Origin of the sequence: Lagierella sp. ICN-221743, assembly GCF_037890055.1 — a bacterium.
In the GTDB taxonomy this organism is placed as follows: Bacteria; Bacillota; Clostridia; order Tissierellales; family Peptoniphilaceae; genus Mediannikoviicoccus.
Genome location: NZ_JBBKBD010000058.1, coordinates 1 through 880 on the forward strand (window position 1 = coordinate 1; position 880 = coordinate 880).

Consider the following 880-nt stretch of genomic DNA (forward strand, 5'->3'; position numbering starts at 1 on the left):
TTGCCAATTTTAGTTGAATGAGGCTATTATAAAGGCGGCGAAATATGATATGATATCACTAGAAAGGGGGTAATAATGGGTAATATAGATGCAAAATGGATTATTGGCCTTGGGCTATTTATTCCAGGTCTTATGACGGGCCTTGGAGCGGTGCCGATATTTTTCACAAAGGAAATAAAAAGATCTATACTTGATATTCTTCTTGGATTTGCGGCGGGAGTCATGCTTGCAGCAAGTTGCTTTTCACTTATAATTCCAAGTATAGAATATGGCGGTGGAGGAGTTAAAGCTGTACTTGTAACGAGCTTAGGAATATTTGCAGGAGCTCTGATGCTTGACTTAATCGATAAGTATGCACCGCATGAACATCTGTTAGATAAGCGAAGAGAAGGAACGTCTTCAGAGAGTTTAAAAAAGATATGGCTATTTATAATTGCCATAACAATTCACAACTTCCCAGAAGGCCTTGCCACAGGAGTTGGATTTGGGACAAATAATATTGCTAATGGTATCACCATAGCACTTGGTATAGGACTACAAAACATGCCAGAGGGACTTGCAGTTGCCTTGGCGCTTTTGAGAGAGAACTACAGTACAAAGGAAGCTTTTTTAATCGCCTTACTAACAGGTATGGTAGAGCCTATAGGAGCCTTAATGGGCTATGGATTGGTACATGTATTCTCACAAGTACTTCCATTTATATTGGCACTGGCAGGTGGAGCAATGCTATTCGTTATAAGCGATGAAATTATTCCAGAAACCCACAGTGGTGGCTATGAGAGACAGGCCACATATGGAATTATAATTGGATTTATTGTTATGATGATTATGGATATTTTACTTGGATAAAAAAAGACCTCAAGATTAATCTTGAGGTTTA

General features: G+C 38.9%; 1 protein-coding gene. It reads left to right on the forward strand.

Going from position 1 to position 880, the window contains the following annotated elements:
• Positions 1 to 72: 72 nt before the first annotated feature.
• A complete protein-coding gene (locus WKS98_RS09940) occupies positions 73 to 849 on the forward strand; it encodes a ZIP family metal transporter (RefSeq protein WP_498918950.1) in 777 nt (258 codons plus the stop codon).
• Positions 850 to 880: the final 31 nt, after the last annotated feature.